Genomic DNA, 17,410 nt, shown 5'->3' with positions numbered 1-17,410 from the left:
TCCGGCGGACCGTTCCGCCAGAGCTGCGCGGCTTAATCGGACGGCGTGAACTCACGCGCAGCCTCGGCACCGTCGACCATCAGGCTGCCAAGTTCCACGCCGCCACGCTATACGTCGCCTCAGAACGCCTCTTCGGCGTTGTGCGCGCGACACCCATGCTCACCGACGCTCAACTCGCCCGCCTCGTGCAGGACTTCTACGCGACCGTGCTGGAGCGCGAGAACGCCGTGCGGCTGCACGCTCCGCCCCACGACGATGCCGTCTCCGAGATCCGGGGTGCCTACTACGGCTAGAACACCGCAAGGCGCTCGCCGGCAACCGCCTCGACGAGGCCCGCGTCATCACCGAGGCCATGCTCAAGAAGCAGGGCGTCACCTGCACCGACCTCGCGCCGGTTGATTGGCAGCGCGCACGCCAGGCCGTCATGCGCGCGGGCATCGACGTCGCCGAAGCCCTGCAGGCCCGCTACACTGGCGACTTCAACCACGAGCCCAGAGACAAGCTGCTCCGCGAGACGCTGACCGCGTCACCTGCGGACCAAGCCTCGCCCGCTCCAACCGCGTCAACGCCGCCAGCTACGATGGAGGCGATGACCGCGAGGCCGCGCTCTGCGACGGTTCCTCTCCTGTCGACCGTGACTGAGCCCTTCATCATCGATCAGGTCGCCAGCGGCGCTTGGGAGATGCAGCAGCATCGTGAAGCGTGTCGCGCGTTCGACCAGGGTTCCGATCGCCGAACTGCGCAGCCCGAGAATGAGGTCTCCTTCCCAATGTCCCGGCACCGCGCGATCCTGTGCGTCAGGGGGCCGCTCGCTGATGAGGATCTCTGGGGTGATGAACGATTTGCCCCGACGCGAGCTGCGTGCCCGGGGCACCCGCAAAGCTCGTCCCGTACGCAGGCACGCGGTCAGGTCGCGCTTCAGTGCGCCTCGGCCCTGGACATAGAGGGCCTGGTAGATCGCCTCATGGCTGATGCGCATCGTCTCATCGCCCGGGAAGTCAAGCCGCAGGCGCTCAGCGATCTGCTGCGGGCTCCATGCCATACCCCAGCGCCGATGCTGACGTCGCCCGTGTCGCCGGCCCTTCCAGGGAACGGCTGGTCCCAGTAACGCAGCGCCATTGGGAGCGATGATAGCGCCCGCGAGCCGAGCCTGCACATACGTCCTCAGGGCTGCGTTAGCGGCTAGCTTCGCCTGCTTTGGCCGGCGCGCCGCACGCTCGGCGTGCCATTGAGCTGTCGTGGCACGATAGTCCAGATTGCCGTTGCGAGGCGCCGCGTTCCGCCGCAACTCCCGCGAGATCGTCGAGGCCGCCCGACCCAGCCGCCTCGCTACCTCCCGAACGCCATGACCTTGCGCCCGAAGCAACGCGATCTCCTCACGCTCGGCCAAGGACAGATAGCGATCAGAGGGCGACGGAGCTTCTTCTCGTCGCTGAAGACCGAGCGCACGGCCCGGCGGACCGACCGCACGCGGGATGAGGCCCGCGCCGACGTGTTCGATTATATCTGTTTGATCCCAGGGTTTGATGGTGCACTCTTCACGTTGGAGTGGAGGGACGCGCTATGGGCCAAGTTCTTCACGGCAGCGCCACCACGACGGAGGCAGTCCGTCGAGCGATCCAGCATAGTCAAGCGAGCCTGAGGGCGCTCTCGAAGCGCTACGGGATCAACCGGAAGACGGTCGCCAAGTGGCGGCAGCGGACCTCGGTCGCCGATCAGCGCACGGGTCCGAAGGATCCCCGCTCGACGGTGCTGTCACAGGAGGACGAGGCGGTCGTCGTCGCCTTTCGCCGCCATACGCTCCTGCCGTTGGACGACTGCCTCTACGCGCTCCAGGCGACGATCCCGCACCTGACCCGTTCGTCGCTGCATCGGTGCCTGCAGCGCCACGGCATCAGCCGACTGCCGGAGGTCGACGGTGACAAGCCCAAGCGGTCACGCTTCAAGACCTGCCCGCTCGGCTATTTCCACATCGATCTGGCCGAGGTTCACACAGCCGAAGGGCGACTCTACCTGCTCGTCGCTATCGACCGCACGACCAAGTTCGCCTTCGTTGAGCTCCACGAGAAGGCCACGCGGCGGGTCGCAGGTGACTTCCTCCGCCATCTCATCGAGGCCGTGCCTTACAAGGTGCACACGGTGCTCACCGACAACGGCACCCACTTCACCACGCCCGGCAACGTCGCCTCGGCCGCTTCCGTCATCAAGGAGGCGATTGTAGCCGGCGAGACCTTCCGAGCCCACAGCTTCGAACTTGCCTGCGCCCGCAACGATATCGACCATCGGCTGACCAAACCGCGCCACCCCTGGACGAACGGTCAGGTCGAGCGGATGAACCGCACGATCAAGGACGCGACGGTCAAGCGCTACCATTACGACAGCCACGCGCAACTCCGTGCGCACTTGGCCGACTTTGTCAGCGCCTACAACTTCGCACGCCGTTTGAAGACCCTGCGCGGCCTCACGCCCTACGAAGCCATCTGCAAGGCATGGTCCGCTGAGCCCGGCCGCTTCAGGTCAAACCCGCTCCACCAAATGCCGGGACCAAACACGACCAGCAGTCCCGCATCGACGTAGCCGGCATCCACGAAGTGCTCGGCCGGCAGAAGGTTCTTTGCCGCCAGCTGCTCGTGGATCGCGGCCGTGCTCGCCATGTCCGGCTGCATCGCCGGACAGGTCATCACGTTTGTGATCAGATGGGCCGCGTCCGCATCGCAGACTTCGGTGACGTGTACCTTGTAACCCGACCATTCCATCTGCCGCTTGGTGCTGTAGTGGACCTCCGGGTCGTAGGGAGACTGCAGTCGCTCGCCGACCGGCGGCAACTCGGCGCCGCTGCGCCACCGTGGCGGCCCGCTTCCCTCGCGGGCATAATGCACTCGCCATACATCGCGCAGCGTTCCCACCATCGGCACGGCCCGCACCTCAGGCGGTGCCGCCGGCGCGTCCAGCGCTTCGAGTAGGGCAAACCCGTCCGTACCGATCGCAAGAGCGAGTGCCTCGCGTTCCGTCCGAGCCCTGGGCAGGCGATAGTCCTCCACCCGGCGTCCATAGCGCTCGAACCAGACCGGTCGGCGTCGGCCGCTTGACGGTCGCTCAGGTGCTCGGAGAACTGGAGGACCGTGACCAGGGCCAGCCGCCAGGGCGCAAGACCGGGCTGGCCGCGGGTCGGATAGAGATCGCGGAAGTCCTCGTCCTGGTAGAGGGCGCTGAACTCATCGCGCAACCGCGTCGCGACCGTCCCTTTGGGGAAAGCCGCGCGCGCCACGCGCGCCGTCTCGACGGGGATCGCGCCGATCGGTTCCGGTCGCAGGCTCATCGCGCACCTCCGTGCCAACACCCCCGACCATCTGATTCGCCGACAGTATCTCACCTACATCTGGACGGCGGAGGGCTGGCTCTACGTCGCGGCCGTGATCGACCTGTTCTCGCGCCGCGTGGTCGGCTGGTCGATGCAGGCGAGCATGACGGCGCAACTCGTGGCGGACGCGCTCGTTATGGCGGTCTGGCGCAGGGGCAGGCCGGACGCGCTGCTGCATCACTCCGACCAGGGCAGTCAGTACACGAGCGAGCCGTTCCAGCGGCTGATGGCCGAGCACGGCATCGTCTGCTCGATGAGTCGGTCGGGCAACGTCTGGGACAACGCGGCGATGGAGAGCTTCTTCTCGTCGCTGAAGACCGAGCGAACGGTCCGGCGAACCTACCGCACGCGGGACGAGGCGCGAGCGGACGTGTTCGATTACATCGAGCGCTTCTACAATGCGGCACGGCGGCACTCGACGCTCGGCTACCTCAGCCCCGTCGAGTTCGAAAACCGAGCCAAACTAGCTTAGGCCGGCGTCCACCAAACCGGCAGCAGGCCAACGGAGCGATTGAGACGCCCGATGTGCGTCGGGCCGTCACGCGTATCATGGAAGGGGGCTTGGAGGCATTCGACCTCCGAGCACGTAAATACGGTGTCGAGGGCGCGCAACGAGCCTAGCATTACAGTTGCGTTTTTGGCGAGGTTCTGACTCCATGCGGCACCATGATTCGTGCATCATGGACGCCGGGGGCCTCGATTGAGGCGACGCTGGAGCTCTGGGCCTCTTCGCTGCGGGAGGTGAAGGGACGCATGCGCCCGCTGTTTTCTCAGGAGCGGGTGGCGGCCTCGGCGGGAGCATTCCTGGACGGACTGCTCGGCGCGGAGCGGCGCAAGACCAGTTGGATGCGGGCGGAAGCTGCGGGCGATCCCGGGCCCTGGCGTCAGCAGGCCGTGCTCGGTCGCGGACGCTGGGATGCCGACGCCCTGCGCGACGTCGTGCGGGACTATGCCCTGGAAACCCTGGCCGACCCGGACGCGGTTCTGGTTCTCGACGAGACTGGCTTTCTCAAGCAGGGCAAAGCCTCGTGCGGTGTGCATCGCCAGTACACCGGCTCGGCCGGAAAGATCACGAACTGTCAGATCGGCGTGTTCGCGGCTTACGCCTCGCACCACGGTCACGCGTTCATCGATCGGGCCTTGTACCTGCCCAAGACCTGGACCTCGGATCCGGCCCGGCTGGCCGCCGCCCACGTGCCGGAGGGGACGAGCTTTTCGACCAAGCCGGGATTGGCTCTAACGATGATCGAGCGGGCGATGACCGCCGACGTGCCGTTCTCCTGGGTTGCGGCCGACACCGTCTATGGGGTCGGCGACATCGAGATGGCTCTACGGCGCGCGGGCAAGGGCTACGTGCTCGGGGTCAAGACCGATCACCTGTTCAATTCCTGGGTCGGCAAGCCGCTGGTGGCCGGCACCGCCGAGGCGATCGCGAACGGCCTCGCTCCGACGGCCTGGACGCGCCTGTCGGCGGGCGAGGGCACGAAGGGCGCGCGGCTGTACGACTGGGCTTACTGCGAGTTGGCCGACCTCGACGGTGCCGACTACGATCAGGCCGGCCTGTGGACGCGCGGCCTGCTGATCCGCCGTAGCCTGACTGACGGCGAGCGGGCGTACTTCACGACGTGGTGCCCGGCCGGCACGTCGGTCGCGACCCTGGCGACGGTCGAGGGCCAGCGTTGGACGATCGAGGACGCGTTCGAGACGGCCAAGACCGAACTTGGGCTCGCTCATAATGAGACCCGTTCCTGGCACGGCTGGCACCGGCACGTCAGCTTGGTGATGATGGCCTTCGCCCTGCTGGCCGTAATCCGCCATCACGCCAACGCGCCGCCCCCAAAAAGACGGGCGCGGCCGAGACCGCCCGCGCGCTGATCCGCTGGTCGGTCCAGGAGATCCGCCGCATCGCGGTGCGGCTGGCACAGCGGCGCATCCAGCCCGCTCACGTCATCGCATGGTCGCTCTGGCGACGGGCGCATCAGGCGACCGCCCGAAACGCCCATCTCAAACGCCGTGCGTCAGCCGACAGGGGACGTCAACGGCGTAAGCCCAGCACAATGAACAGCAAGCAAAAATGCTTTAAAACGCAACTGTAATGCTAGGTCGCGGTGAGGAATTAACTATCTGAGCCAGATGGCGATGGCGGCGAGTTTGACGAAGCCCATGAAGTTGACGAGCAGCTTGTCGTAACGGGTGGCGACGCGGCGGAACTGCTTGAGCTTGTTGAAGAAGCGCTCGATCTTGTTGCGCTCCTTGTACAGGTCGCGGTCGTAGGCGCGCGGGCTCTTGCGGTTGCGCTTGGGCGGGATGACCGCCTCGGCTCCGCTCGCCTCGATCGCCTCCGCCAGGGGATCGGCATCGTAGCCCTTGTCGCCCAGAACAGCGTCAGGTTCGAAGCCCGCGATCAGATCGTGAGCGAGCGTGATGTCGTTGCGCTGGCCCGGACTGGCAAGCAGGCGCACCGGGTTGCCCAGTGCATCGCCGGCCGCATGGATCTTGGTACTCAGCCCGCCGCGCGACCGACCCAGGCCCTGGGCATCCGGCCCCCTTTTTCCCTGCGCGCGCCAGTTCCCTGCGCGCGCCAGCCGCGTGCTGATGCGCGCGCACGATGGTCGAGTCGATCATCAGCCATTCCAGATCGGCTTCGCGCGCCAAGTCCGCCAGCATCTGATCCAGAACGCCGCGCGCGATCCAATCGTAGTAGCGCCGCTTCACCGTCGGGTAGTCGCCCAAACGCTTCGGCAAGTCCTTCCAGCGCCCGCCTGAGCGGGCCATCCACAGCAGCGCATCGAGGAACCGCCGGTTGTCCGTGCGGGGACCACGCTTCCCTTTCGTCCCGCCGGGCACGAAGCCCTTCACGCGCTCCCACTGATCGTCCCGAAGCGCGTCTACCTCAACTGACATCGCCGATCTCCTCAATCGGCCAACCCTCCCATTCCAAACTTGCCCCAGACTGACTCCCTTACATTCCTCACCGCGACCTAGTGCTCGTGCGCTGCGTGATACATCGCAAGCGGCGTTAGGGGACAAATGGACGTCCACCTGAGAGCTTCGCGGGCGGGATAGACTCCCCAGGTTGCAGCCCTTTACCAGTGCCAGCGCCGCCGATGATCCACATTACGCCCAGGCCGTACGAGATGCGTGGGCACTACGTCGAGGCCGTCTGTACATCGGCAGCCGCCAGCCCCGGCAAGACCGTGCTCGCCGGGATGGCGTAGAGATCCTTGAAATCCCGATGCTCCCTAAGTGCCCGCGGTCGGTAGGGTCCCGTTCCCGAACAGCTTGCCACATTCGACAGAGCGAAGCGCTCACCCACCGTTGGGTGCATCACTGCATCGGGTTTGATGTCACGCCCGTTCGGCAGTGCCTTCCAGTTCAATCGGCCGGTGAAGGGTCGCAGGATCTTCCACGCGCGCCGCTCGATGGTGTCGTGCATGCCCGCAATCTCGCAGTGCTGGACCCCGTCGGCTCGCGGGTGGCGGTGCAGCTTGTCCTCCTCCATCACCAGCGGGTGGGGAAGCGATCTCGCCTCCTGGATCATCCAGTCGAGAGCGATATCCGAGAGACGGGATTCCGCCTCCGGGTAGCTGCCGCCTATGTCGGAATAGTTGCCCGCGAACCAGACTTGGCGGAAAGTCTCGGGCTCGCCCGGCATCCGCTCCTGGGGCTGGCCGCCCCACGGGACCCGGACGAAGTCTTCACGGGTCTCGTCGATCGCATTGGCCGACCGGGCAAAGCGCACGGAGCGGCTGAGGAGACGGTCGTAGTACCCGGCGCGCCAGACGGCGAAGTGCCAGTTCGGGAACCAGCGCTTCCACCGGCCCGTTCGGGGTACCAAGTCGTCTTCAAATGGTCGGTCAGCCAGCGCCAGCCGGCATAGATGACCGCGGCGAAGCCGATCAGCAGGAAGGTCGGACGAAACGAAACCGCCGGGATCAGGCTCAGCAGCCCGGCAATTGCTGCGACTGCGCCTACCCCGAGGAGGGCGAGCCCGGCCCCGATGGCGTAGCGTCGAAAGCCCCTGGCACCGAGAGCGGCGACAGTGTCGAAGACGCCGATGAAGTAGGGTGCGGCGTTGGAGCTTCCCGGATCGTCCGCGGCGTTCGAACCATATCGCTCACGGAAGCGACGAGCCTGCTCGAAGCGGCCGGCTTCGTAGAACCCCCTCGGCTTTCCGGCCCCCTGCTCCAGGACCTTCGAGACCGCCTCCTCCGCGATATCGCGGGTTTGCTTCCGGAAGCGTTGGAGTGGTCCCTTTGGGGTCTTGGTGGGAATCCCGCAGAGCATCAGGAGATTGGCGAGGCACCGCACGGTGTAGGCACCGCGGCTGAAGCCGACGAGGTAGATCCGGTCGTCGGGTTGGTAGTGATTCAGGATGAAGGCGTAGCAATCGGCGACATTGACGGTGATGCCCTGCCCGGTAACGGACGCCAGGAGCTTTTGAAGGAACCGCATCGGTGCCGTGAGGCCCGTGGCGCCGGCATCCGTTCCAAGACCCGGATCGTAGAAGGCGACCTGCGCGGTCGGATCGATCCCGGTCTCGGGTCCGACGCGGGCCGCCCGGTACATTTTGTAGACGTTGCTGATCCGCTGTTCCGGCCGGACGCCGCCATCTTGGCCAGTCCCATCCGAGAAGATGACGATGTTCTTCGGCATGGCTCGCTCCGTGCCGCTCAGCGCCACTGCAACGGCTGCATCAGGAGTCCCCATAGGTACTCCCCAGCCCCCTCCTGCGTGAGTTTGCCCTCAGGATTGCCCCGGCCGATGTGAGGCATCCCGCCCGCACGCAGGAACAGGCCCTGCTCATCGTTCTCGACCAACAGGTACTCGTTGCAGCTGTTGCTCGCAGCCTCGTCATTGGCTGACCAGCTAATCCCTCGTCCGAACATGCCGCCCCGCACGATCGAGCCGCGAGAGACAGCGGTCCCATCCCGGTAAACCGCGGCCGTGAAGCGGTTACCGTCGATGCGGCGGAAGGCGGTATCGATGCCTTCGTTGCGCGCCTTCAGCTCTTGGAGCGAGTTCTCAAAGAAGCGGGCGAGGAACTCGAAGCTGTCGTCGAGGAAGCGGTCGTGATCGACCTCCGTGAAGCTCTTGCGCAGGCGCAGGTTGCTCGACCGGGGGCCTTGCGGAGCCATCGGCGCCGGCTGCGCCGCGGTTGGGGCCAGCGCCCGAGCGGCCTCGGCCTTCGGGAGGGCTGCACGGATCTTCTGCGCGACATCGAGGAAGGCTTCGTCCAGATCGGGCCACGACCGGACCGGCTTGCCATCGCGCGGTGCAGCCAGAAGCTTGCCGAACGGCAGAGGATGCCAATCGCAGGCACGAAGGATGACAGGGATGACCCTGGCCTCGCCGCGCTCGTGGCGTTCCAGGGCCCGTGTCATCTCGACGCCGTAGCAATAGTCCGATGCGATGAAGTCGGGCGACACCAGGAGGAGGATTACGTCGGCCCGTTCGAGTTCGCCCCGCACGCCGCGGTCGAAATCGTCTCCGGCGATCAGCCGTCTGTCGTGCCACGCCTTGATCAGGCCCTGCCGCTTGAGGGCTGACAGGGCGATCTCAAGCCGGTCGCGCAGTCCTTCGTCCACGTGCGAATAAGAGAAGAAGACGGTCGCCATGGCAGCCCCTTTCGTCCGGGAGGTTAAATCCCTGGACGGGCATGTCGGGATGCAACGGTGGTGTTCTTAATTTGTTCCAGACGCGCCTCGGAGGATCGCGTCTCCGCTCCTATCGACTGGCCCATCCATAAGCCTGCCTTCGGATGCGGATCGGCGGGCTGGAACGTCCCTCGCCTCAAGGACGGATCGTGCGGATCTGTGGATATTTTTGGAGTGCCAGCGTGGGTCTAAAACGACCGGTGGCGTGGGTCTAATTGGGTCTTATTCCTGGGTCTTGGATTTCCAAGCCCTTGCCACCATAGGGTTTTCTCGCGTGAAGAAAGCCTGGTGGAGCTGAGGGGATTCGAACCCCTGACCTCCGCAGTGCGATTGCGGCGCTCTCCCATCTGAGCTACAGCCCCGTCCGAGGCGAGGGCCTTGTAGGCTTGCCCGCTTCGACCTGTCAATTCCGGAAATGTGCCGCCGCGCCCCGCAACCTCTCGCGCCGGGCATAAGCGCGGGGCGACGAGGACCGACACCCCCCGCATGAACGCCCTGCTCTGGCTCATCAACACCGTCATCCAGCTCTACATCTACGTCCTCGTCGCGAGTGCCGTGCTGAGCTGGCTCGTGGCCTTCAACGTGGTCAACGTGCGCAACCCGATCGTCTCGCAGATCGGCGAGTTCCTCTATCGCGTCACCGAACCGGCGCTGCGGCCGATCCGCAACCTGCTGCCCAATCTCGGCGGCGTCGACATCTCGCCGATCATCCTGATCCTGCTGCTGCTGTTCGTGCAGAAGCTCATCACCGACCTCTACATCCAACTCGCCTTCTGATACCTCCCGGCGATGATCCCAGCTCATCGCTGGTTGCCCGCGCGAAGGCGCGGCGGCGGGCGTCCGCCGGACGCAGGGAAGCCGACCATCGGTCGGCTTCCCTGCAGCTTGGTATTGAGTGGCTTTTTCGAACCTGCGTCCGGCCCGAAGCGCGGCATTGCGCGCGGGCCGGGCTGGTTGCTAAGGCGGATGCGCCCCGGCCGGCGAGGAGTCACTCCGTCCGAAAAGCCGGTGCAGGATCAGGATGTTACGGTCCCGGCCTGAATATCGTATCAGGTCGGGAGCCGCCTCGGCCGGGAAGAGCCGCAAAGGGAGCGACGCGCCAGCCATGAAGACCAATCCGGGCCGCTTCTTCGAGGATTTCCGCCTCGGCGAGACCATCCGCCACGCCACGCCCCGCACCGTCACCACGGGCGACGTGGCGCTCTACACCGCGCTCTACGGCCCGCGCTTCGCCGTGCAGTCCTCGGACGCCTTCGCGCGTGCCATCGGCTACCCGGCGAGCCCGCTCGACGATTGGCTCACCTTCCACGTCGTGTTCGGCAAGACCGTGCCGGACATCTCGCTCAACGCGCTGGCCAATCTCGGCTACGCCGAGGGCGGCTTCCACCGCCCGGTCTATCCCGGCGAGACGCTCTCCACCGTCTCCGAGGTGATCGGCCTGAAGGAGAGTTCGAACCGCCAGACCGGCGTGGTCTACGTCCGCTCCACCGGCTCCGACGCCTCGGGCCGGACCGTGCTGAGCTATTGCCGCTGGGTGCTGGTGCGCAAGCGCGACCCGGAGGCGAAGATCACGGAAGAGCATGTGCCGAGTCTCGCCAAGGTGGTGAACCCGGCCGACCTCGCCAATGCCTTGCCCCCGCTCGATCCGGCCGCCTACGACACCGCGCTCGCGGGCAGCCCGCACCGCTTCGCCGATTATGCGGTGGGCGAAAAAATCGACCACGTCGACGGCATGACCGTCGAGGAGGCCGAGCACCAGATCGCCACGCGCCTGTTCCAGAACACCGCCAAGGTCCATTTCGACGCGGTCGCCACCCGGGAGACCAAGTTCGGCAAGCGCCTGATCTACGGCGGCCACGTCATCTCGCTCGCCCGCGGCTTGAGCTTCAACGGGCTCGCCAACGCGTTTGCCATCGGCGGCATCAATGCCGGCCGGCACGTGGCGCCGCTGTTTGCGGGCGACACGGTCTATGCGTGGTCCGAGGTGCTGGAGACCGCGGAACTTCCCGGCCGCAGCGATATCGGCGCGCTGCGCCTGCGCACGGTGGCGGCCAAGAACCGGCCCTGCGGCGCCTATCCCGACAGGCAGGGCGAGGGCTACGACCCGTCGGTGATCCTCGATCTCGACTACTGGGCCTTCATTCCGCGTTGAAGCGTCGGTCCGTAAAGGGCTGGCCGATCTATGAAAAGAACCCGTCCACGGCCTGACGCAGCGGGTTGGCCGGGTTCGACAGCAGGCGCAGCGCCATCGCGCAGGCGATGACCACGAGGAGCGGGCGGATCAGCCGGGCGCCGAGGCGCACGGCGAGCGCCGAGCCGACCTGGGCGCCGAGAAAGGCGCCGACCGCCATGGCGAGCCCCACGGGCCAGATCACGGCGCCCTGGAGCGTGAACAGGGCGAGGCTGCCGAGATTGCTCGCGGCGTTCGAGAGCTTGGTGTGGGCGGTGGCGCGCACCACCCCGAGGCCGAGCAGGGTGACGAAGCCGATCATGTAGAACGAGCCGGCGCCGGGCCCGAACACGCCGTCGTAGAAGCCGACCGCCGGCGCCAGCGTCACGGCGAACAGGCCGGGCGTGATCCGCGCCGCCGCGTCCTCGTTGCTCATCCGCCGCGCCGTGGCGAAGTAGCCTGCGATGCCGACGAGCATCAGCGGCACCAGCGCGTCGAGGACGGGGCGCGGCAGCAGGCTCACGCACAGCGCGCCCGCCACCGAGGCGAGGCCGGCGCCGAGCGCCGCGGGGCCGGCCTCGCGCCAGCGGATCAACCCGCGCCGGGCGAAGGCGATCGTGGCCGAGACCGAGCCGGCGCTGCCCTGGAGCTTGTTGGTGGCGATCGCGCTCACCGGATCGAGCCCGGCGAGCAGCAGGGCCGGCAGGGTCATCAGCCCGCCCCCGCCCGCGATGGCATCCACGGCGCCCGCCACCACGGCCACGCCGAACAGGCCCGCGACCGTTTCAAGCTCGATACTCATCGGGGATCCCAAAGGGCCTCGGGCCCTTTGGCGGGTTTTCAGGGCGGCGCCCTGACGTCGGCGAAGCCGATCTGCAGGGCTCTGCCCTGCACCCGCGAAAGGACTTGTCCTTTCGAATCCATGATCACGGCTGCTCCGTCCGGGCAAGCCTGCATCAGGCCGCCACGCGTTCCGTGCGCGGCAGGCTGACGATCGTGCGGGCACCGCGGCTCGCCCGCAGCGTCCCGCCCTTGGGCACCACCTGCCAGCCCTCCTTGCAGCCGTCGATCGGCTCGGAGACCACGGTGAGGCCGCGCTCGCTCTCGCGATAGTACAGGCTCGGCGGGCGCCCGTCGCAGGCCCAGCGGAAGGCGGTGAGGTTTTCGCCGTCGGTGAGCACGGCGGTGAAGCGGAAAGCTTCCGCGATCCGCGCCTCCTTCATCAGCCCCCGCACCGTGGCGCAGGTCGCCTCCATCGCGGCGACGGGATCGGAATCCAGTCCGTTGGCCAGCGCCAGCAGGAAGATCGCCTCCGAATCGGTCGAGCCGCGGCGGGTGTCGTAGAACGCGTCGGGGATCAGCGCCTCCAGGCGCCGCTTGACCCGGTGATAGCCGCCGATCTGGCCGTTATGCATGAACAGGTGCCGGCCGTGGGCGAAGGGATGGCAATTGGCCCGGGTCGTCGCCGTGCCGGTGGCCGCGCGGACATGGGCGAAGAAGGTTCGCGCCCGCACTTGGCGGCAGAGGTTCACGAGGTTGTCATCGGACCAGGCCGGGCAGATGTCGCGGTAGAGACCGGGCTCGGCATGCTCGCCGTACCAGCCGATCCCGAAACCGTCGCCGTTGGTCTCGGTCTTCGCCTCGGCCGCGTGCAGCGACTGGTGAACCAGCGAGTGCGTGGGCGCGCAAACCAGCTCGTTCAGGAAGACCGGCTCACCGAGATAGGCGAGGAAGCGGCACATGGCGGGACGAAGGCCTCCTTCACGGTCCGGGGCGGGACACGCAAGCATCGGTCCGCTCGGACCGTCTGGCGTCGCCGGATTGTAACAATTCGACCGGCAGGATGAACAGTCCGTTAAGCGGACGCGCGGGCGGCGTGGGTTCGCGTCGGCACAGATTTCCCTGAACCGATCATCCCTACGCTTGTTGTCGCAGGGCAAGCATCGTCGGCGCCGCCGATTCCGCCGCGGCGCACCCTGGCCGGGCCGCCGCTTCCGAAACGCTCGCAGCTTTCAGGGAGACATCATGGCTCACACCGGAACCGACAGTCCGGTCGCGCTCGTCGTCGAGGAGGACGAGGCCGCCCGCGATCTCGCGACCGCGCTGATCGAGGAGACCGATCTCGACGTGATCGCCTGTTCGAGCGCGGAGGACGCGCTGGCCGTCCTCGAACGCGGGGACGTGACGGTGGCGATGGTGGTCGCCGACACGCATCTCTCGGGTGCGATGGACGGCGCGGCGCTGGCGCGCGCCGTCGAGGACCGCTGGCCGGACGTGCGGCTCGTGGTGACCTCCGAAGCCCGCGAGGAGCGCCGGACCGGGATCCCGCCGCACGCGGTCTACATGCGCAAGCCGTGGCTGCCGCTGGAACTGCTGCGGCAGGCCGAGCGCGCGACCCTCACCGCGCGCGCCGCCTGAGCCGGGTATCGCCCACGAAAAAGGCCCCGCCGGTCGTGGCGGGGCCTTTTTCGTGTCCGCGCCGCGCGGCCCGTAAGGGGTCGCACGTCGTCTCGGCCGGCCGGTCTCAGGACGCGGCGGCGGGCGCCTGGGCGGCGGGCTGCTGCGAGAAGCTCGGGGGGCTCGGACGGCGCGGGGCACCGGTCCGGGGCTTCGGCTTCGGCGCGGCGATCAGGCCCTCGCGGATCGCGGTCTTGCGGGCCTGCTTGCGGGCGCGGCGCACGGCCTCGGCCTTCTCGCGAGCCTTGCGCACGGACGGCTTCTCGTAGGCCTTGCGCTGCTTCATCTCGCGGAAGATGCCCTCGCGCTGCATCTTCTTCTTGAGGACGCGGAGCGCTTGGTCGACGTTGTTGTCGCGAACGAGTACCTGCAACGGAATCAACCCCTGGATCTGTCTGTTTCGAACCGCACCGGCCCCGGATTCCCGGCGGAACCGGGAAAAACCGTCAGGCGCCCCTGCCCCGGTCTTCGTTCCGGAGGAGGCGTCGTGACGGCAGCCGAATCGGTGCGAAAGAATTGCACCTGAGCGCGCGGCATACACGAAACGGGTTCGTGTTGGAAGTGCGGGAAGGTCTCTCGAGGGAAGCCTCTCGCCGGTCCGGAGCCGCGCGGTTTTCGATCGATCGCCTCGCGCCCCGGATCGCTTCGGCTGAAGCATCGCGATGACGGAGAGGTCCGGTTCAGGCGTGCGCGGCGATGAAATTGCGCACGAGCGGGTAGGTCTGGGCCTCCCATCTGCGGCCGGAGAACACGCCGTAATGCCCCACGCCCGGCTGGAGGTGGTGGCTCTTCATGTGCCCGGGCAGGTTCGAGCAGAGGTCGTGGGCGGCCATGGTCTGGCCCACCGCGCAGATATCGTCGCGCTCGCCTTCGACCGTCATCAGGGCGGTGCGGCGGATCGCGCCCATGTCGATGGGCTCGCCGCGATAGGTGAGCCGGTTGCGGGCCAGCGTGTAGTCCTGGAACACCGTCTTGACGGTCTCGAGGTAGAACTCGGCGGTGAGGTCGAGCACGGCGAAATACTCGTCGTAGAAGGTCTCGATCGCCCACGCCTTGTCGGCGTCACCGTCCATGTAGTGCCAGAACAGGTCGGAATGCGCGTCCCCGTGGCGCCGGGCGTTCATCGAGACGAAGGCGGCGACCTGCATGAAGCCGGGATAGACCCGCCGGCCCGCCCCCTTGTGGCGGGCGGGCACGGTCTCGATCAGGTTCTGCTCGAACCACTCGATCGGCTTCGAGGTGGCGAGCGCGTTCACCGAGGTCGGGCTGATGCGGCAATCCACCGGCCCGGCCATCAGCGTCATGCTGCGCGGCTGCGCCGGGTTCTTCGTGTGCGCCATCACCGCGGTGGCGGCCAACGCCTGCACGGCGGGCTGGCACACGGCCATCAGGTGGGCGCCCTCGCCGATCGTCTCCAGGAAGCGCACGACGTGATCGACATAGTCGTCGAAGCCGAAACGGCCTTCCGAGACCGGCACGTCGCGGGCGTTGTGCCAGTCGGTGATGTAGACGTCGTGGTCGGGCAGCAGCGTGCGCACGGTCCCGCGCAGCAGCGTGGCGAAGTGGCCGGAGAGGGGAGCGAGCACCAGCACCCTGGGCTGGGGGGTGTCGACGTCCTTGCGGAAGCGCAGCAGCGTGCCGAAGGGCGTGGCGAGCACCGGCTCCTCGATCACCGGCACCTCGCGGTTGCCGACCGTGACGGCGTGGATGCCGTAGGCGGGCCGGGCGAAGGTGAGCCCGGCGCGCATCATCATCCGTGCGCCCGCCGACCACCACTTCGCCGCGTCGTGCCACGGCGTGCGCATCCAGGGGGTTGCAGCATCCTGCAGAATGCGGCCCCATTGCCGGGTCTGCCGGGCGATGTCCGATTGGACATCGAAGGCTTGATAGAGCATCGGGCCCAAACTCCCGGCGCGCGGGAACACCCACGCGCCCATCTCCCGCGAGCGACCCGCCGGCCCGGTCTCGCTCGCCTCGCCTGTCGGATCGCAACCGTCGCCCTCGCGACGCGATATCGGACGGCAGAGGCTAAGCCGTTCAGGATCGGGCGCAACCGATCAAAAGCACATCGCATGCCCCTGTGGTGTGGATGCATCACCTTTCATGGGGGATAACCGGAGGAGGGATTCGTTCGCCGGCGCGGGGCGGCCTGCGGCGGGGCGCGGCACGCGTTTTGGATCCCCGGTTCGACCAGGGCACCGAACCGGGGAAGGCCATGACCGAGGCGACGCTCACGATCTCCAGCCGGAACTATTCTTCGTGGTCCCTGCGCGGCTGGCTCTTGTGCCGGATGGCCGGGCTCGACCTCTCGGTCGCGGTGCTGTCGGGCTCGGACGCCTCGACCCGGGCGGAACTGCTCCACCTGTCGCCGTCCTTCCTGGTGCCGCGGCTGGAGCACGGCGCCGTGGTGGTGTGGGACGCCCTCGCCATTGCCGAATATCTCAACGAGGTCCGGCCCGGAGCCGGCCTCCTGCCCGAGGGGCCGGCGGAGCGCGCCCGCTGCCGCGCCGTCTCGGGCGAGATGCACGGCGGCTTCGTCAACCTGCGCTCGGCCCTGCCGATGAACCTGCGCAGCCTCCACCGCGGCTTCAAGATCTTCAACGGCGCCCAGGGCGACATCGAGCGGATCTGCGCGATCTTCGAGGATTGCCTGTCGCGCTCGGGCGGGCCCTACCTGTTCGGCGCCCGGCCGACGGTGGCGGACGCGATGTACGCCCCCGTCTGCACCCGCTTCCGCACCTACGACGTCACCCTCCCCTTCACCGCCGCGACCTACCGCGACACGATCCTCGCCTGGGACCCGATGAACGAGTGGGCGGCGCTCGCCGAGGGCGAGCCGGAGGAGATCGAGGAACTCGACATGGAGTTTTGAGGCGGCCGCCGGCCCTGCTCGGCCAAGCCGATGGTCCGCATCTCGTCACCGGTCGTTCCGGCCCGCTCGTTGGACGTTCGTTTGCGAGAATAAAAAGCTTTGTCAAGTCAAGGGCGCTTCGCTATCCCGGTAAACGGCCGTAGCCTTGTGCAGGCGCCTCGAGGGATGCATGACGAAGCTCGATCTGAAGAAGCAATGCCGCGAACTCTTCAATCCACCGAAGCACGAATTCGTGGAGATAGTCGTTCCGACGATGCCCTTCGTGAAGCTCGACGGAGCCGGCGACCCAAATACCGCTGTTGTGTTTCAGACTGCGGTCGAATGGCTGTACGGTGTCAGCTATGCTATGAAGTTCGCGGCAAAGGACGTGCTGGCCCGCGATTATGTCGTGCCGCCGCTCGAAGCGCTTTGGTGGTCGGACGATCCCGGCACCTTCACCAGCCGCGAGAAGGATCGCTGGCAGTGGACGGCCATGATCATGACGCCCGACTTCATGACCGGCACGATGTTCGAAGATGCGGTCGCCAAGATGCTGGCCAAGCGGAGCGATCGCCCGTCGTCGTTGCGGTTCGAGCCCTATGTCGAGGGCCGGTCACTGCAAATCATGCACGTTGGCAGTTATGACGATGAAGGCCCCGTGCTGAAGCGCCTGCACGAGGACGTAATGCCCGGACTGGGTGTGACCTTTGGCGGTCCTCATCACGAAATCTATCTCAATGATCGCCGTAAGACTGAGCCGTCCAGGCTCAAGACCGTTCTTCGGCAGCCGATCCGAAGCATCTGAACCGTGGGGCGATCTCCATTCGCCCGCCCGGCGGCCTCCCCCATCCCTCTCCCTCCTCGACACCCGCCCGGTCCGCGGCCACCCGTTGCAGGCGTCGCGAGCGGAGACG

Annotated in this window: 14 protein-coding genes, 1 tRNA gene and 5 pseudogenes; 10 read left to right on the top strand and 10 right to left on the bottom strand. The window is 67.1% G+C overall.

Features of this window, described 5'->3' with window-relative positions:
* Positions 1 to 155: 155 nt before the first annotated feature.
* Positions 156 to 293, top strand: a complete 138-nt coding sequence (locus PGN25_21900; GenBank protein ID MEH3120157.1) for a hypothetical protein — start codon at positions 156 to 158, stop codon at positions 291 to 293.
* Between the two features lie 383 nt (positions 294 to 676).
* Here the strand turns inward: PGN25_21900 and PGN25_21895 are convergent.
* A pseudogene (locus tag PGN25_21895) lies at positions 677 to 1,396 on the bottom strand (IS30 family transposase).
* 21 nt (positions 1,397 to 1,417) lie between these two features.
* Here PGN25_21895 and PGN25_21890 point away from each other — a divergent pair.
* Together PGN25_21890 and PGN25_21885 are read left to right on the top strand one after the other, a co-directional pair.
* Positions 1,418 to 1,507, top strand: a pseudogene (locus PGN25_21890) (IS3 family transposase).
* Between the two features lie 56 nt (positions 1,508 to 1,563).
* Positions 1,564 to 2,577 (top strand): IS481 family transposase, encoded by a 1,014-nt coding sequence (locus tag PGN25_21885; protein ID MEH3120156.1) that lies wholly within the window; start codon positions 1,564 to 1,566, stop codon positions 2,575 to 2,577.
* On the opposite strand, the gene PGN25_21880 is transcribed toward PGN25_21885, so the two are convergent.
* Positions 2,469 to 3,041 (bottom strand): hypothetical protein, encoded by a 573-nt coding sequence (locus PGN25_21880; protein MEH3120155.1) that lies wholly within the window; start codon positions 3,039 to 3,041, stop codon positions 2,469 to 2,471. The genes PGN25_21885 and PGN25_21880 overlap by 109 nt on opposite strands.
* Before the next feature lie 327 nt (positions 3,042 to 3,368).
* Between PGN25_21880 and PGN25_21875 the strand changes: the two are divergent.
* Positions 3,369 to 3,833: pseudogene (locus PGN25_21875) on the top strand (IS3 family transposase).
* 194 nt (positions 3,834 to 4,027) lie between these two features.
* Positions 4,028 to 5,236: an IS701 family transposase gene (locus PGN25_21870; protein MEH3120154.1), complete on the top strand. Its 1,209-nt coding sequence runs from the start codon at positions 4,028 to 4,030 to the stop codon at positions 5,234 to 5,236.
* A gap of 245 nt (positions 5,237 to 5,481) precedes the next feature.
* Here PGN25_21870 and PGN25_21865 read toward each other — a convergent pair.
* The 4 genes and pseudogenes from PGN25_21865 to PGN25_21850 all read right to left on the bottom strand — a co-directional run bounded on the left by PGN25_21865 (position 5,482) and on the right by PGN25_21850 (position 9,380).
* Positions 5,482 to 6,265, bottom strand: a pseudogene (locus PGN25_21865) (IS5 family transposase).
* Between the two features lie 244 nt (positions 6,266 to 6,509).
* Positions 6,510 to 8,017: pseudogene (locus PGN25_21860) on the bottom strand (DUF2235 domain-containing protein).
* Positions 8,018 to 8,034: 17 nt separating this feature from the next.
* Positions 8,035 to 8,979 (bottom strand): toll/interleukin-1 receptor domain-containing protein, encoded by a 945-nt coding sequence (locus tag PGN25_21855; protein ID MEH3120153.1) that lies wholly within the window; start codon positions 8,977 to 8,979, stop codon positions 8,035 to 8,037.
* A gap of 325 nt (positions 8,980 to 9,304) precedes the next feature.
* A tRNA-Ala gene (locus tag PGN25_21850) sits at positions 9,305 to 9,380 on the bottom strand.
* A 124-nt stretch (positions 9,381 to 9,504) separates the two neighbouring features.
* Here PGN25_21850 and PGN25_21845 point away from each other — a divergent pair.
* Positions 9,505 to 9,795 carry a YggT family protein gene (locus tag PGN25_21845; GenBank protein MEH3120152.1) on the top strand — a complete coding sequence of 97 codons (291 nt, stop codon included), beginning with the start codon at positions 9,505 to 9,507 and terminating at the stop codon, positions 9,793 to 9,795.
* A 328-nt stretch (positions 9,796 to 10,123) separates the two neighbouring features.
* Entirely contained in the window at positions 10,124 to 11,170 is a 1,047-nt protein-coding gene (locus PGN25_21840) for a MaoC family dehydratase (protein MEH3120151.1), read from the top strand.
* A 28-nt stretch (positions 11,171 to 11,198) separates the two neighbouring features.
* Here PGN25_21840 and PGN25_21835 read toward each other — a convergent pair whose 3' ends face one another.
* Together PGN25_21835 and PGN25_21830 are read right to left on the bottom strand one after the other, a co-directional pair.
* The gene (locus PGN25_21835) at positions 11,199 to 11,990 is read right to left on the bottom strand and encodes a TSUP family transporter (protein ID MEH3120150.1); all 792 of its coding nucleotides are present in this window, start codon (positions 11,988 to 11,990) and stop codon (positions 11,199 to 11,201) included.
* 154 nt (positions 11,991 to 12,144) lie between these two features.
* Positions 12,145 to 12,930, bottom strand: a complete 786-nt coding sequence (locus PGN25_21830; GenBank protein ID MEH3120149.1) for a class II glutamine amidotransferase — start codon at positions 12,928 to 12,930, stop codon at positions 12,145 to 12,147.
* 283 nt (positions 12,931 to 13,213) lie between these two features.
* Here PGN25_21830 and PGN25_21825 point away from each other — a divergent pair, with 283 nt between their 5' ends.
* Positions 13,214 to 13,606, top strand: a complete 393-nt coding sequence (locus PGN25_21825) for a response regulator (GenBank protein ID MEH3120148.1) — start codon at positions 13,214 to 13,216, stop codon at positions 13,604 to 13,606.
* A gap of 106 nt (positions 13,607 to 13,712) precedes the next feature.
* On the opposite strand, the gene rpsU is transcribed toward PGN25_21825, so the two are convergent.
* Together rpsU and phaZ are read right to left on the bottom strand one after the other, a co-directional pair.
* Entirely contained in the window at positions 13,713 to 14,018 is a 306-nt protein-coding gene (gene rpsU, locus PGN25_21820; protein ID MEH3120147.1) for a 30S ribosomal protein S21, read from the bottom strand.
* Between the two features lie 307 nt (positions 14,019 to 14,325).
* Positions 14,326 to 15,540, bottom strand: a complete 1,215-nt coding sequence (phaZ, locus tag PGN25_21815) for a polyhydroxyalkanoate depolymerase (GenBank protein MEH3120146.1) — start codon at positions 15,538 to 15,540, stop codon at positions 14,326 to 14,328.
* A 320-nt stretch (positions 15,541 to 15,860) separates the two neighbouring features.
* Here phaZ and PGN25_21810 point away from each other — a divergent pair, with 320 nt between their 5' ends.
* Both PGN25_21810 and PGN25_21805 read left to right on the top strand, forming a co-directional pair.
* Complete coding sequence (locus PGN25_21810) at positions 15,861 to 16,517, top strand: glutathione S-transferase family protein (GenBank protein ID MEH3120145.1); 657 nt, start codon at positions 15,861 to 15,863, stop codon at positions 16,515 to 16,517.
* Positions 16,518 to 16,686: 169 nt separating this feature from the next.
* A complete protein-coding gene (locus PGN25_21805; protein ID MEH3120144.1) occupies positions 16,687 to 17,301 on the top strand; it encodes a GyrI-like domain-containing protein in 615 nt (204 codons plus the stop codon).
* Positions 17,302 to 17,410 lie beyond the last annotated feature (109 nt).

The organism is Methylorubrum populi (assembly GCA_036946625.1).
Taxonomy (GTDB): Bacteria; Pseudomonadota; Alphaproteobacteria; order Rhizobiales; family Beijerinckiaceae; genus Methylobacterium; species Methylobacterium populi_C.
This window is presented reverse-complemented; position numbering and strand designations above follow the sequence as displayed.

Excerpts from the sequence above, each read along its gene's own strand:
- PGN25_21900 (MEH3120157.1), top strand. The coding sequence starts at position 156 with ATGCTCACCGACGCTCAACTCGCCCGCCTCGTGCAGGACTTCTACGCG.
- PGN25_21885 (MEH3120156.1), top strand. The coding sequence starts at position 1,564 with ATGGGCCAAGTTCTTCACGGCAGCGCCACCACGACGGAGGCAGTCCGT.
- PGN25_21870 (MEH3120154.1), top strand. The coding sequence starts at position 4,028 with ATGATTCGTGCATCATGGACGCCGGGGGCCTCGATTGAGGCGACGCTG.
- PGN25_21855 (MEH3120153.1), bottom strand. The coding sequence starts at position 8,979 with ATGGCGACCGTCTTCTTCTCTTATTCGCACGTGGACGAAGGACTGCGC.
- PGN25_21845 (MEH3120152.1), top strand. The coding sequence starts at position 9,505 with ATGAACGCCCTGCTCTGGCTCATCAACACCGTCATCCAGCTCTACATC.
- PGN25_21840 (MEH3120151.1), top strand. The coding sequence starts at position 10,124 with ATGAAGACCAATCCGGGCCGCTTCTTCGAGGATTTCCGCCTCGGCGAG.
- PGN25_21835 (MEH3120150.1), bottom strand. The coding sequence starts at position 11,990 with ATGAGTATCGAGCTTGAAACGGTCGCGGGCCTGTTCGGCGTGGCCGTG.
- PGN25_21830 (MEH3120149.1), bottom strand. The coding sequence starts at position 12,930 with ATGTGCCGCTTCCTCGCCTATCTCGGTGAGCCGGTCTTCCTGAACGAG.
- PGN25_21825 (MEH3120148.1), top strand. The coding sequence starts at position 13,214 with ATGGCTCACACCGGAACCGACAGTCCGGTCGCGCTCGTCGTCGAGGAG.
- phaZ (MEH3120146.1), bottom strand. The coding sequence starts at position 15,540 with ATGCTCTATCAAGCCTTCGATGTCCAATCGGACATCGCCCGGCAGACC.
- PGN25_21810 (MEH3120145.1), top strand. The coding sequence starts at position 15,861 with ATGACCGAGGCGACGCTCACGATCTCCAGCCGGAACTATTCTTCGTGG.
- PGN25_21805 (MEH3120144.1), top strand. The coding sequence starts at position 16,687 with ATGACGAAGCTCGATCTGAAGAAGCAATGCCGCGAACTCTTCAATCCA.